Origin of the sequence: Flavobacterium sp. K77, from assembly GCF_021608205.1 — a bacterium.
Classification (GTDB): domain Bacteria; phylum Bacteroidota; class Bacteroidia; order Flavobacteriales; family Flavobacteriaceae; genus Flavobacterium; species Flavobacterium turcicum.
In genome coordinates this window covers 1-13,078 of sequence record NZ_JAKIHO010000006.1, presented here as the reverse complement: position 1 = coordinate 13,078, position 13,078 = coordinate 1, and the positions used below count along the sequence as shown (strand labels likewise).

The following is a 13,078-nucleotide window of genomic DNA, read 5'->3' as shown; positions in this document are numbered from 1 at the left end:
TTGTAATTTGTACCCACTAAAGCGTTAACCTTATTTTAACAAATTACAAAATTAATGATTCAATAATTATATACCTATAAAAAAACAGGGGTGCTAATGTAAAAATGATAAAAATTTTATAGTAACTATTATTTTTTATAGGGTATAATGATGATTTTTATACTTTTATCAAAATTTAAAACAAACAACTATGAGAAAAATTATTTTAAGTGTGATTTTAATCGCCATTTTGCTACTGACCCTTTTTTCAAATTATTTTATAATTGATAGTCCCGCTCCTACCGAACCCGTAAAATTTGATACAGGAGATACGGCTTGGATGATTGTAGCAACAGCACTTGTTTTAATAATGACTCCTGGATTAGGATTTTTTTACGGAGGAATGGTTGGCAAAAAAAATGTAATTAGTACCATGCTGCAAAGTTTCATGGCCATGATAATCGTAACTGTATTATGGGTTATAGTTGGCTTTGGTTTATCATTCGGCCCAACAGTTAACGGAATTATCGGTAATCCACTACCAAATTTAATGTTTCAAGGCGTAGGAACAAATACCGCTTGGAGTCTTGCTCCAACAATACCTTTCTTATTATTTGCTTTGTTTCAGGCGAAGTTTGCTATCATTACTCCCGCATTAATCACGGGTGCATTTGCTGAAAGAATCCGTTTTTGGGCTTACCTTTTATTCATGGTATTGTTCATTTTATTAATATACACCCCTTTAGCACACATGACTTGGCATCCTGAGGGGATATTCTTTAAAATGGGAGTATTAGATTTTGCTGGTGGAACAGTTGTACACATGAGTGCAGGTTGGGCAGCATTAGCAGGAGCCATTTTTTTAGGAAAAAGAAAAGCACAAAAACCTAATCCTGCCCGTATCACTTATGTATTATTAGGAACAGGTTTATTATGGTTTGGATGGTTTGGTTTCAATGCTGGATCTGCATTAGGTTCTAACGGCTTAGCAGTTCAAGCACTTGGAACTACTACTGTTGCAGCTGCAGCAGCAGGAATGGCATGGGTATTTCTTGACAAAATCCTTGGACAAAAATTATCAGCAATGGGCGCATGTATTGGTGTAGTTGTAGGTTTAGTAGCTATTACTCCAGCAGCCGGTTTTGTTAGTATTTCCCACGGGATTTTTATCGGTGCCTTTGCAAGTATCGTAAGTAATCTTGTTGTAAGAGCTTTCCATAAAGGTAAAATTGACGATGCTTTGGATGTATTTGCTTGTCATGGTGTAGGCGGAATGGTAGGAATGCTTCTTACAGGAGTTTTTGCATCAAAATCAATCAACTCAGTAGTTGGCGATAACCAAGGACTTATTTTTGGAGATACCACTTTATTTCTAAATCAACTAACTGCTTTGGTAATTGTATCTGTTTTTGCCTTTACTGCTTCATACGCTTTGTTTTTCATTGTAAATAAAATTACTCCACTTAGAGTAAGCGAAGAAAAAGAAGAACTTGGACTTGACATCACACAACACGGTGAGTTTTTATAAGAAGAACAAACCAATTTAAATAAAAAAACACTCTGAAAATTCAGAGTGTTTTTTGTTTGGTATAATTTTATTTTAAGTAGAAATTTTAAAGCAAGCCTTTATCTACTATTTAAAAGAATATAGAATAAGTATTTCATTTATTTTAACACCGTAAATTCAATACTTGAATCGTTATAAATTCGATGTGTTTGTTTTTGAAAATCTTCTGGCTTGGCATAAAAAATATTTTCAACAAAAGTCTGTGGATTCAAATCAATTAAAGGAAACCAAGTACTTTGGACTTGAATTTGGATTTTATGTCCTTTTTTGAAAGTATGAAAAACATCTTGTAACTTAATGGCAACAGCTGTTTTTTCATTCGCAACAAATGGTTCTGGTTTAGAAAAACTATTACGGAAACGCCCACGCATCACTTCGCTACGAACCATCATTTGGTAATTACTCATTTTTAAATAAGGAGCAACGTCTTTTGTTTCTGGTTCATCAGCAGGAAAAACATCAATAACTTTTACAATCCAATCAGCATCAGTTCCTGTGGTTGCAACTTGTAGTTTTGCTAAAATTTCACCTGCCAGAGTCGTGTCATCTTGTAAAACTTCTGTTTCAAAAACAACTACATCAGGGCGTCTTGCCGCAAAACGCTGATCATCGGTCATGTATTTTCTGGGTGTAAGACCTTGCTGCTTGATATCTTCTGAATACGGAACTGGTTTTTTAGGATCACTCACAAATTCTTCAAAAACAAAACTTTTATTAGCTTTCCTAGTTAACTGATTGCCTTGTAAATAAAAATTTTGCTTCTCTGTATTTTGAGGTGGCCATGTTTCGTAGGTTTTCCACTCTTTTTTACCTGTATCAAAAACATAAGCCTCTGGTAATTTATTTTCTCCTTTGCCATTATTTTTTAAGAAATGACGGAAAAAATTCGCCTCAATATTTTTTTGGTAATAAGCTGAAATACTATCCCCAAAATTGATATTACCAATAACTTGCTTAGCAGAATTGCGAGCCCAATCACCGTGACTCCATGGTCCCATAACGATGGTATTGTAATTTTTGCTGTTTTTTTCAATAGTGCTGTAAGTATTTAATGGACCATACAAATCTTCCGCATCAAACCATCCACCCACTGTCATTACCGCTGGCTTGATATTTTTTAAATGTTGCAATAACCCTCTTTTTTGCCAAAAATCATCATAGCTTGAATGGTCTTTCAATTGCTGCCAAAATTCATTGTCTTTAGCATAATACTTGTCTAAATTAGATAAAGGTCCTGCATCAAGGAAAAACTGATAATCGTCATTCGTTCCTACATTACTAAATTTATACCACGGTTCAGTAGTGCGCTTCGTTTTTTGTGGTCCAAACAATGGTGTTACCTTCCAGTAACTCAATAAATATGCCCCATTGTGATGAAAATCATCAAAAAAGAAATCAGCAATACACGCTTGCGGAGAAACCGCTTTTAAAGCTGGGTGATTACTTAGCAAAGAATAACTCGCGTAAAATCCAGGATATGAAATACCCCAAGTACCTACATTTCCGTTATTATTTGGAACATTTTTAACCAACCAATCAATCGTATCGTATGTATCAGAAGCTTCATCAACGGCTATTTTTCCTTTTTTGTTTGGTATGTATGCTCGCATATTGTCATACAAACCATCGCTCATAAAACGTCCACGTACATCCTGATAAACAACAATATAACCTTCTTTCATCATAGTCTCACTAGGCCCAACAGCACGCTTGTACTGCCCTTCACCGTAAGGTCCAGAATTATAAGGAGTACGCTGCATGATGATGGGATATTTTTTAGAAACATCCTTTGGAGAATAAATAGAAGTGAATAAGGATTGCCCATCGCGCATTTTTATATGTACCTCTTTTTTAGTATAGTTTTCGGCTACATAATTGGGCACTTTTTCTTGTGCTAAGAGAATCGTACTGACAAAAAGCAGTACAACACTGAATAGTTTTTTCATAAGTTTTTTAATTAAAAAATAGTGTTTAAAGATATAAAAACTACTCGGAATTAAGAGCCAATAGCCCGCATTTTTAGAAAGAAATCAAGTAATTAATTCAAAAAAGAAATTAAAAATAAATGCAATTTTAATAGCTATTGTGACCTATACAAATTACCCTAAAAACAAAAAAACACTAAAAACACTTTTATTCAAGTGCTTTTAGTGCATTTTTGTTAAGTAAAAAAATGTATTTACTTTTTGTTGAAAGCATCTATACCCTGACGCAACCATTCTTGATAAGCCGTAGCATCTGAATTGTAACTTTCCGGTTTTTTTGATAAAGAATTACCATCATGATCTAAAATAATATAGTACGGCTGAGCATTGGACTTGAATTTTGTAATTTGAAAATCACTCCATTTATTTCCTATTGTTACGATTTCTTTTCCAGTTTCTTTCGAAACGTATTGTTCGCTTTTTGGCAACTCTTTTTTAGAATCGACATACAATGAAATTAGAACAACTTCCTTTTGTAAAATAGATAAAATCTTAGGCTGAGACCAAACATAATCCTCCATCTTACGGCAATTTACGCAGGCATAACCAGTAAAATCAAGTAAAACAGGTTTGTTAACCGATTTCGCGTAAGCCATACCTTTTTCATAATCTTCAAAAGCAATTAAATCATGTGGCCCAAGATGAGCTCCATCAGGCAACGATTGACTTGAACTTGCTGCAGTTCCTTTTGAATTTCCCACACCATAAGGGCTTTCACTGTAAGTCATGGGCGGTGGAAAACCAGAAATAATCTTTAGTGGCGCTCCCCAAAGTCCCGGAATTAAATAAACAGTAAAGGCTAATACAACTAATCCGAGTGATAATCTACCAACAGAAATACTGCTCAAAGGGCTATCATGCGGTAAAGTAATTTTTCCTAATAAGTACAAAGCAAGAGCACCAAAAATTGCAATCCAGATAGATAAAAATACTTCACGCTCTAACAAATGCAACTGCAATACTAGATCTGCATTTGATAAAAATTTGAATGCCAATGCCAATTCTAAAAATCCTAAAACGACCTTAACAGTATTTAACCATCCTCCTGATTTTGGTAAAGAATTCAACCAACCTGGGAACATAGCAAACAACATAAAAGGCAAGGCTAAAGCCAGTGAAAAACCAAACATTCCCACAACAGGAGCAATTCCGCCTTTAGAGGCTGCTTCTACTAATAACGTTCCAACAATTGGTCCCGTACAAGAAAAAGATACAATTGCTAAAGCCAAAGCCATGAATAAAATACCAACCAAACCACCTCTGTCAGCTTGCGAATCGACTTTATTTGCCCAAGAGTTAGGCAACATTATTTCGAACGCTCCTAAAAATGAAGCCGCAAAAACAACTAAAAGAATAAAAAAGATAATATTGAACCAAACATTTGTAGACAACGCATTCAAAGCATCGGCACCAAAAATAGCAGTTACCAATAATCCTAAAACTACATAAATAAAAATAATAGATACGCCATAAATCACTGCATTACGAATTCCAGCTGCTTTGGTTTTACTCTGTTTTGTAAAAAAACTCACGGTCATAGGAATCATAGGAAACACACAAGGTGTTAATAATGCTGCAAAACCAGATAAAAATGCAATAAAAAAGATAGATAGCAAACCCTTTTTCTCTGTGGTATCCTCCACTTTTACAACTTCAGTAGAAGGCACTGAAGCTGTAGATTGTTCTTGAACTGTATCCGCTGTTGGCGCAACAACTGAATCAGTTGCTGATTTAATGGTATCAACTTTTGCAATTGTAGGCATTGTAGCTTGGATCGCAGTAGCTGCAGGAACTTTTAAAGTAAAATTTTTCTCCTGATTGATACAAACCTCTTTACAAACCTGATAATTAAGGTCAACTTTTATTTCGGTTAATTTCGGATTTATAACCTTGATTTCTTGTTGGATTTGTGCTTTCTTCTCGAAAAAAGTTTCATTCACTTCAAAAATATCATTGTAGGCAGTTCTAGTTTTACTTTCTTTGGCTTTACCAACCAAAGTATAGCTGCCTTTTTGATTTTTAAAAATAATTTCTAATGCTAGAGGACCGCCATCTGGTGTGAATTGAGAGTACAAGTGCCAATCATTTTCAATAACAGCATTAAAAGTTAATAAATAAGTAGAGCCCCCTTTATTTTCAATTTTGGTAGTCCACTTAGCAGGATCTAAAACTTGTGCACTTGAATTAGCGTATACCAAAAAAGCACATAAAAGAAAGAATAATTTTTTCATTACCGTAGTTCTATTTTTAAAATATTTTTAGTTGTTTCGGTTACTTTAAACCGTTCGTCTGGTCTTAATCCAACAATCCAAACAATTTTTTCATCGGAATATAGCAACCAAGTTTGCTCTTTTTCATTTAAAGACAATTTTTCATCTTTAAAAAATTTACTGACTTTTTTTGACTTCCCTTGCATACCAAAAGGATGAAAAACAGCTCCCTCACTCCACTTTTGCAATCGTAATGGGTAGTGTAACAAATCTGAGTCTACAAAGATAGAAGTATTTGTGGCGATACTAATGTCGGCTACTTTGCAAAACGTCAGATTTAAGGGAATATTAACTTCTTTTTGATTTTCAGAAATAAAATATTCCTCAGCAGGATTTACGTAATTTATTGGACTTAGGATTAAATAATTCCTGTCTTTTAATAAGCGATATGTTGGCGAATAAACAAACTTACCCGTCTGACTTTCGACCAAATTGTAAATATCATCCCAAGCCGTAAAGCCAAATTCATTAAGCCATTGGTATAAATAGGATTGGTAATTTGGTAACTTTTTTAATTTATTTAAATCAAAATAAATTGAATCATCCTCTTGTTTTGCTACTTGCTGGTAAATCATGATTGCTGCATCTTCAACCATTACTTGCGCTTCTTGCAAATAGTTTTGCGTTTTTTGAAAGGAAACCAAAAAATTCGAATTTAAATCCTTTAGAATAGGAACTAAATGATGACGAATTTTATTCCGAAGATACTTATCAGAGGCATTACTGCTGTCTTCGCGCCATTCAATACCGTTTTCAGCCGCATACAACTCAATTTCTTCTAGGGTAAATGTAAGCAGCGGACGAATTATTTTATCGTTTTGCTCAGGAATGCCTGTCAAACCCTCTATACCTGTTCCTCGACTTAAATTGATCAAAAAAGTTTCTAAACTATCATCTGCATGATGTGCAGTAATTACATAATCAAAGTTCTCGGTTTCTAACAATTCATAAAACCAGTTGTAACGCAATTCACGTGCGGCAACTTGAGTGGAAACCTTATAATCTTCGGCAAAAGCTTTTGTATCAAATTGTGTTATAAAAACTGGAATGCCATGATTTTCCGCATAAGTTTTTATAAAATTTTGATCCTCGAAACTTTCAATACCACGCAATTGAAAATTACAATGTGCGATTGCAAAATCGTAATTCAAATTCTGAAACAAATGCAACAGAACCATGCTATCCTTTCCGCCGCTAACAGCCAACAACAGTCGCCTCTTATCAAGAAATGAAAAACGTTCCGAAAGAATTTCTTTTAAAGTATTAATCATTAGGATAATTTTATTGATTAGAATTTACTCTTGCAAAACTGCATACATCGCCTTAGCTTTTAATAAACATTCTTCGTACTCTTTTTCAGGAATTGAATTAGCTGTAATTGCACTTCCTACTGAAAAAGAAAGGTATTTTTTCACATCATTATACAAAATACTACGAATAACAACATTAAAATCGAAATCGCCATTTGGAGTAAAATACCCAACAGCACCACTGTAAACGCCCCGTTTAGTTTCTTCCAAACGATCTACAATATTCATGGCTGAAATTTTTGGTGCTCCCGTCATGCTTCCCATTGGGAAAGTCGATTTTATGACATCAACAGCCGTATAAGGTTCTGCCAAACGTGCTGTAATTGTCGAAATCATTTGATGTACTTGTAAAAAAGAGTAAATTTTACAAAGTTCAGTTACTTGAACGCTTCCTTTCTGAGCGTTTCTTGACATATCATTTCGAACTAAATCAGTAATCATAATATTTTCAGAGCGTTCTTTCGGATCAGCGAGCAAGGCATTTTTTGACTCCTCGTCTTGTTCCACATCCAAAAAGCGCTTAGCCGTGCCTTTTATTGGTTGCGAAATTATCAAATCTACTTCTTTACGCAAGTAACGCTCTGGCGAGGCAGATAAAATAAAATGCTTATTATTCTTAAAAAATACAGCAAATGGAGGTTTTGAAATTTCGTTCAACTTCAAAAATTTTTCCAACGGATTAATCTCCGCTTTTTCTGCAAAAAACTCCATACAAAAGTTGACTTCGTAAATATCTCCTCGATGAATATGACTTAAAATATCATTAACCTTGGTTACATAATCCTTTTGTGAAATTCTTTCTTCAATAGTTACCGTTCCCAAACTATTAATTTGCGATTCTTCAGTTGCCTGAATGGACTCAAAATCGAACTCAATTTCATCATCACATAAAAACAAATATTGCATTTCTAATTCTTGCCCCTTCAAGATAAATATCTTTTTAGGTTGAAAAAAAAACAAATCAGGAAAATCTAGATTATCTGGATTGGAAGAAGTAACGCTTTCAATATCATTCTTTAAATCATAAGACAAATAACCAAATAACCAATCCTTAGTACTTTCTTGATATTGTTTCAAGTCTTCAAAAGCGTTCACATAGTCTGTTTGTATGGCTGTAAAAGCATCAACAGCAAGTATACAATCGGCACTAGAATATTGTTGTGGATAAGAATTACTGTTTAAAAATACAACTTCGCGAAACTGTTGCGCCCATTTTACAAGTTGTTGCTTGGTTTGCAATGGATTTTCGACATTTTTTATAATGGATGTTCTCAATGAATTGAAATGTTTTTGATAGCTCAAAATTACAACAATTTTACGTGAAAAAAGCAACCGTGAACTATTCTCGAAGGTAATAATCTTCAAAGTTTTTAATTAAAATGCGTACCCGTTTATACCAACCTAAATTTATCGGCATGAAATTTGGATTGCGTGAATTGTATCATTTTACTTAAGTAATAAAACGCAATTGAAGAAGAAAAAACCTATTAACAAATAAATTATTCACCTAAAAAACAAAAAAATTATGCTTAAAAAACACCATGTTCTATTGCCTTTACTGCTAATAATTTTAGCTATTTCTTGCAAAAAAGCCGATGCTTTAGAAGAAACTGCTTCAGATACTACAACTTCTTCAAGCGGCAGTACCAACATACTTTCTTCAGCTGCTGCAGTGGAACCAAAAAATAGCGATCGGAAATTTGTTCGTACTGCCGATATTAAATTTAAAGTAAAAAATGTTCCCATTTCCACTTACATCATTGAAAATGCTACCACTAAATTTGGAGGTTTTGTAACTAATACCAATTTACAAAGCACAATTTCTGAAAAGAATGAAGTTAAAATTAGCCAAGACAGCACTTTAGAAATTACCAAATATACAGTAGAAAATAACATTACCATTCGGGTTCCCAACACACAAATGGATACCGTAATTAAAACCATTGCCAAACAAATTGATTTTCTGGAATACCGAGTAATCAAAGCCGATGATGTTTCATTACAACTACTCTCGAATCAATTAAAAGAAAAACGAGAAGCAAATCAGGAAAAGCGCCTCACAAAAGCGATTGACAGCAAAGGCAAGAAACTAAATGAAGTAGTGCAAGCTGAAAACGATCTGAATCAAAAATCTGAACAAAAAGACAATAGTAAACTCGAAAATATCTCACTAGCTGACCAAGTAAATTTTAGCACATTAACGTTACAAATTTACCAGCGTGAAACTATTAAGAAAGAAATGATCGCTAATGAAAAACAATACCGTCAAGGTTTTGGTTCGAAAATAATTGATGGTCTAGAAAATGGTTGGTATCTTATTGAAGGAATAATTTCATTAATCGTACAATTGTGGTCGATTATTTTGATAGGGATTTTAGGCTATTTCGTTTACAAAAAATATTTTCAAAAAGGCAATTAAATAAAAAACCCGTTCAATTTTGAACGGGTTTTTGTTAAAATATAATGTACTTATACGTGTAAAGCTCTATTGTCGGTAGCCGCAAGAGCTGCCTCTTTAATTGCTTCCGCAAAAGTTGGATGCGCATGAGACATTCTAGAAATATCCTCTGCCGATGCTTTAAACTCCATAGCCGTAACTGCTTCGGCAATTAAGTCAGCACAACGAGCACCAATCATGTGAACTCCCAGAACTTCATCTGTCTTTGCATCTGCCAAGATTTTCACAAAACCATCCGTATCTCCACCTGCTCTTGCACGACCTAACGCTTTAAAAGGAAAACTTCCAGCTTTGTAGGCTACGCCGTTTGCTTTTAATTGCTCTTCCGTTTGACCCACTGCTGCTACCTCTGGCCAAGTATAAACCACACCTGGAATTAAATTGTAATCGATATGAGGTTTTTGACCTGCTAAAATTTCAGCAACCATAACTCCTTCTTCCTCTGCTTTGTGCGCTAACATTGCTCCACGAACAACATCACCAATTGCATAAATATTAGGAATATTGGTTTGTAAATGATCGTTTACTTCAACCATTCCTCTTTCGGTTACTTTAACGCCAGCTTTATCTGCATTCAATCCATCAGTGTATGGGCGACGACCTACAGAAACTAATGCGTAATCTCCTTCAAGTGTTATTGTTTCTCCTTTTGCATTCTCAGCTTGCACAACAACAGCATCTCCATTTCTATCAACAGATTGAACTTTGTGCGAAACATAGAATTTCATACCTTGTTTCTTCAATACTTTTGTCAATTCTTTAGATAAAGACGCATCCATTCCCGGAATGATTCTGTCTAAATATTCAACTACTGAAACTTGCGCTCCTAATCTCAAATATACTTGACCAAGCTCAATACCAATAACTCCACCACCAATAATTACCAAATGTTTTGGCACTTCTTTAAGCTTCAAGGCTTCTGTTGAAGTGATAATTCTTTCTTTGTCAATTTTGATAAAAGGTAGAGAAGATGGCTTTGAACCAGTTGCGATGATAATATTTTTTGCTTCAATAGTCTCTGAAGTACCATCAGCTTTTGCTATTGCTACGTGAGTTGCATCAACAAATGAACCCAGACCTTCCAAAACTGTAATATTGTTTTTATCCATCAAAAATTTAACTCCACCAGAAGTCTGATCAACAACAGCTTGTTTGCGAGCAATCATTTTTTCCAGATTTACTTTTACTTCGCCAGAAAGCTCAATACCATGGTCACCAAAATGAGCAATTTCACTGTAGTGATGAGAAGAAGCTAGTAATGCTTTAGATGGAATACAACCCACATTCAAGCATGTTCCGCCTAAGGTTGAATATTTTTCAATAATGGCAGTTTTGAAACCTAATTGTGCACAACGAATTGCTGATACATATCCGCCTGGTCCTGAACCTATAATGACTACGTCAAATGAACTCATAGTAAATTTTTTAAATGGTTTTATAAAAGTGATACAAAATTAAGGAATTAAGTTTTGTTAAAAGTTGAATTATGAAGGTTTTTGTATGCTTTTTAGAGGTATTAACATTTACTTATCATTTAATCCTTCAACCAAATATTTCTATCTATAAAACAATTTCAGTGGTGTTTTTTATTTCATCAATCATAAAAGTACTGTGTGTACTACCAATATGACTCAAAGAAGTAAGTTTGTTTATCAAAAATTGCCTGTACGCCTCCATATCTTTCACAACTATTTTTAGGATATAATCATAATCTCCGCTCACATGATAACATTCGACAACTTCAGAAAGTTGCGCTACCTCCTTCTCAAATATTTGAATGTATTCTCTTGAATGTTGTATTAACTTAAGGTGGCAAAAAACTAAAAACCCTTTTTCAACTTTCGATTTATTGACTATTGCTACGTATTTTTCAATAATTCCCTCCCGTTCTAATTTTCTTACGCGCTCATAAACGGCAGTAACAGATAAATTTAGCTTTATCGACAACTCTTTAGTTGTTTTTTTACTATCGTTTTGAACTAGCTCGAGTATTTTTTTATCAATCGCGTCTAATACCATCATAAAATAAAATGTATAAAATATCTATAATTCAACTTAAAAAGTCATTCCCATAATTATTTAAACTACCAAATTACACAATAATAGATAATAAAACTAAAATAAAGACTAAGTATTGACAAAACACCTATAAAGAGCGAATTTAGACCTAAAAAAGTAGAAAGTATCATTGAATAGTAACAAAAACAAATTTTAGTTTAAAAATAAAATTCATTACTAAATAATCAACAAATGAAAAATTTTAATCCAGCAAACAACATTCAAGACCTTCAATATTTTGGCGAATTTGGAGGAGTAAATCCATCGATTTCAGATTCATCAACTTACACTTTCCTATCAGCAAAAACAATGTTTGATACTTTTGAGGGTAATATGGAAGGATGTTACTTATATTCTAGACATTCCTCACCTAGTAATTTATATCTGGATCAAGCATTAGCTGCTATGGAAGGTACAGAAGCAGCCAATGTATCGGCCTCTGGAATGGGTGCCATTACACCTACAATATTACAATTATGCGGAACTGGAGATCACATTGTTTCGAGCAGAACAATTTACGGAGGAACATATGCTTTCTTAAAAAATTTCACTCCAAGATTAGGCATCAAAACTACCTTTGTAGATATTACAAAATTAGATGTTGTACAGGCTGCTATTACTCCAGATACTAAAGTGTTATATTGTGAAACAGTTAGTAATCCGTTGCTGGAAGTTGCTGATATTAAAGAACTTTCTTCACTTGCAAAAAAACACAACTTAACGCTCGTGGTTGACAATACTTTTTCACCATTATCGGTTTCTCCAGCTAAATTAGGCGCTGATATTGTAATTCATAGTTTAACGAAATATATAAACGGTAGTAGTGATACTGTAGGCGGTGTAACGTGCGCTTCACAAGACTTTATAAATAGTTTAAAAAATGTAAATAATGGAGCCAGTATGTTATTAGGTCCTACAATGGATAGTTTAAGATCGGCAAGCATAATGAAAAATTTACGAACCCTACACATTAGAATGAAACAGCATAGCAACAATGCTTTTTTCCTAGCGGAACGTTTTGAAAAAGATGGAATAAAGACCGTATATCCAGGATTAGAAAGTCATCCAAGCCATACGCTCTATAAAAATATGATTAATCCAGAATACGGTTTTGGCGGAATGATGACCATAGATGTAGGAACACTTGAAAAAGCAAATGAACTTATGGAATTAATGCAAGAAAGAAATTTAGGCTATTTAGCAGTAAGTTTAGGGTTTTATAAAACTTTATTTAGTGCTCCAGGAACATCAACCTCAAGTGAAATTCCTTTGGAAGAACAAAAAGAAATGGGTTTAACTGATGGTTTAATTAGATTTTCAATTGGATTAGATAATGACATTGAAAGAACATACCAATCCATGAAACAATGTATGATTGAATTAAACATCTTGTAATTAAAGTATAATTTTTAAATGTACAAAAAAAATCAAATTACCAACTTACAACAAAG

General features: G+C 33.8%; 9 protein-coding genes. 3 read left to right on the top strand and 6 right to left on the bottom strand.

All coding sequences use genetic code 11. From position 1 onward, the window contains the following. Positions 1 to 190: 190 nt before the first annotated feature. Complete coding sequence (locus L1S34_RS11340; protein ID WP_236364109.1) at positions 191 to 1,507, top strand: ammonium transporter; 1,317 nt, start codon at positions 191 to 193, stop codon at positions 1,505 to 1,507. Positions 1,508 to 1,644: 137 nt separating this feature from the next. On the opposite strand, the gene L1S34_RS11335 is transcribed toward L1S34_RS11340, so the two are convergent. The 4 genes from L1S34_RS11335 to L1S34_RS11320 all read right to left on the bottom strand — a co-directional run bounded on the left by L1S34_RS11335 (position 1,645) and on the right by L1S34_RS11320 (position 8,386). Further along, positions 1,645 to 3,492, bottom strand: coding sequence for a CocE/NonD family hydrolase (locus L1S34_RS11335; RefSeq protein ID WP_236364108.1), 1,848 nt, complete (start codon positions 3,490 to 3,492; stop codon positions 1,645 to 1,647). Positions 3,493 to 3,725: 233 nt separating this feature from the next. Beyond that, a complete protein-coding gene (locus tag L1S34_RS11330) occupies positions 3,726 to 5,762 on the bottom strand; it encodes a protein-disulfide reductase DsbD family protein (RefSeq protein ID WP_236364107.1) in 2,037 nt (678 codons plus the stop codon). Then, positions 5,762 to 7,072 carry a tRNA lysidine(34) synthetase TilS gene (tilS, locus tag L1S34_RS11325; protein WP_166133596.1) on the bottom strand — a complete coding sequence of 437 codons (1,311 nt, stop codon included), beginning with the start codon at positions 7,070 to 7,072 and terminating at the stop codon, positions 5,762 to 5,764. Before tilS ends, L1S34_RS11330 begins: the two co-directional genes overlap by 1 nt. A 24-nt stretch (positions 7,073 to 7,096) precedes the next feature. Next, positions 7,097 to 8,386, bottom strand: a complete 1,290-nt coding sequence (locus L1S34_RS11320; RefSeq protein WP_236364106.1) for an anthranilate synthase component I family protein — start codon at positions 8,384 to 8,386, stop codon at positions 7,097 to 7,099. A 250-nt stretch (positions 8,387 to 8,636) separates the two neighbouring features. Here L1S34_RS11320 and L1S34_RS11315 point away from each other — a divergent pair, with 250 nt between their 5' ends. Next, positions 8,637 to 9,530 carry a DUF4349 domain-containing protein gene (locus L1S34_RS11315; RefSeq protein WP_236364105.1) on the top strand — a complete coding sequence of 298 codons (894 nt, stop codon included), beginning with the start codon at positions 8,637 to 8,639 and terminating at the stop codon, positions 9,528 to 9,530. Between the two features lie 50 nt (positions 9,531 to 9,580). Here L1S34_RS11315 and lpdA read toward each other — a convergent pair whose 3' ends face one another. Continuing rightward, positions 9,581 to 10,984, bottom strand: coding sequence for a dihydrolipoyl dehydrogenase (gene lpdA / locus L1S34_RS11310; protein WP_236364104.1), 1,404 nt, complete (start codon positions 10,982 to 10,984; stop codon positions 9,581 to 9,583). A 145-nt stretch (positions 10,985 to 11,129) separates the two neighbouring features. Next, positions 11,130 to 11,588 (bottom strand): Lrp/AsnC family transcriptional regulator, encoded by a 459-nt coding sequence (locus L1S34_RS11305; RefSeq protein WP_236364268.1) that lies wholly within the window; start codon positions 11,586 to 11,588, stop codon positions 11,130 to 11,132. A gap of 231 nt (positions 11,589 to 11,819) precedes the next feature. Here L1S34_RS11305 and L1S34_RS11300 point away from each other — a divergent pair, with 231 nt between their 5' ends. After that, positions 11,820 to 13,022, top strand: a complete 1,203-nt coding sequence (locus L1S34_RS11300; RefSeq protein WP_236364103.1) for an aminotransferase class I/II-fold pyridoxal phosphate-dependent enzyme — start codon at positions 11,820 to 11,822, stop codon at positions 13,020 to 13,022. Positions 13,023 to 13,078 lie beyond the last annotated feature (56 nt).